The organism is Nocardioides sp. (assembly GCF_041600255.1).
Classification (GTDB): domain Bacteria; phylum Actinomycetota; class Actinomycetes; order Propionibacteriales; family Nocardioidaceae; genus Nocardioides.
Map to the genome: position 1 here is coordinate 1 of NZ_JBFIKK010000248.1, position 1,628 is coordinate 1,628.

General features: G+C 72.3%; 2 protein-coding genes. Both read right to left on the reverse strand.

Annotated features, from left to right (window positions below; translation table 11 throughout):
• Positions 1-887: radical SAM protein (locus ABZE72_RS16840; RefSeq protein ID WP_372730185.1), on the reverse strand; the 887-nt coding region annotated here is incomplete at its 3' end.
• A 91-nt stretch (positions 888-978) separates the two neighbouring features.
• Positions 979-1,628: helix-turn-helix domain-containing protein (locus ABZE72_RS16845; protein ID WP_372730186.1), on the reverse strand; the 650-nt coding region annotated here is incomplete at its 5' end.

A 1,628-nucleotide genomic window follows, 5' to 3' on the forward strand; every position in this document is an offset into this window, starting at 1 on the left:
GCCTCGACCAGGCCGGGGCGGGTCTCGGCCGGTTGCAGGTAGGAGACCCGGACCCGCTCGACGCCGTCGATGGCGGTCAGCTCGGGGAGCAGGGTCTCCAGCAGGCGCAGGTCGCCGAGGTCCTTGCCGTACGACGTGGAGTTCTCGCTGACCAGGAAGAGCTCGCGGGCTCCCTGGGTGGCCAGCCACTGGGCCTCCTGGAGCACGTCGCTGGGACGACGGCTCACGAACGAGCCGCGGAAGCTGGGGATGGCGCAGAAGGAGCAGCGCCGGTCGCAGCCGCTGGCGAGCTTGAGCGGAGCCATCGGGCCACCGTCCAGCCGGCGACGTACGGCGCGCGGGCCGGTGGCGGGCGCGCCCTGACCCAGGTCGGAGACGTCGGCGGTGGGCACCAGGCCGTGGCCCGGGACGCTGAGCCCGCTGGCGTCGCGCTCGACCGGGGAGATCGGGAGCAGGCGACGGCGGTCCTGCGGTGTGTGGGCCTGGTGGGCCTCGCCGGCCACGATGGAGCGGAGCTTGGCGGCGATGTCCGGGTAGTCGTCGAAGCCGAGGATCGCGTCCGCCTCCGGGAGCGAGTCGGCGAGGTCCTTGCCGTACCGCTCGGCCAAGCAGCCCACGGCCACGACTGACTGGGTGCGTCCTGCGCCGCCCTTGAGGTCGGCGGCCTGGAGCAGGGTGTCGACGGAGTCCTTCTTGGCGGCCTCGACGAAGCCACAGGTGTTGACGACGACGGTCTCGGCGTCCGCGGGGTCCTCGACGAGGACGAACCCGTCGGCCTCGAGACGGCCCGCGAGCTCCTCGGAGTCCACCTCGTTGCGGGCACAACCGAGGGTCACCAGAGCGACGGACATCGGTCCTTCGGGGCGGGTGGCAGGAATCGTCGTCATGATCAGGCTGAGTATGCCGGTTCGGGCCCTCGTCGTGTGCATCGAGAAGCCCCCGCGGTGACGACCGTCACGCGCGGGGGCCGAGGCTCGATCAGCGGACCGGGAAGGTGTTCTGGGCCGGCTGGCCCTCGGCGCCCAGGGCACCGCGGTCCTCACCGTTGACGGTGACGTTCAGGGAGCCGTCGCTGGACTGCACCCGGACCGGCGGAGCGACCCGCTGGAGGGTGCGGCTCTCGTTGAAGGACAGGTCGCCGGAGAAGATCACGTTCCCGGCGCCGTCGCGGACCACGACGCTCGCTCCCCCGCCGACGGCGGTGAGGACGACGGGCACCGGGTCGCCGAGCAGCTGGATGCTGTTGTTCGGCCCGGCGGATCCGTTGAGCTGGGGAGCGGGCGGGGTGATCTGGACCGGGCTGTCCATCACCAGGCGAGCGATCGACCAGGCGAGCACCAGCGTCATCACCACGGCCACCAGGACCGACCAGTTCGGGCCGCCGCGGGTGCCGCGGATCGAGCCGGTCATCCCGGTCGCCAGCTCGGCCTCGAAGACCCGGCGCGGGTTGACGTCCGCGGCGGCGTACCGCTCGTCGTACGCCGCCAGCAGCGGGGCGACGTCGATGCCCAGCACACGAGCCAGCGTGCGCAGGTGCCCCCGGGCGTAGAAGTCCCCGCCACACGGCACGAAGTCGTCGACCTCGATGGACTCGATCACGTGCGGGCGGATCCGCGTGCGATCGGCCA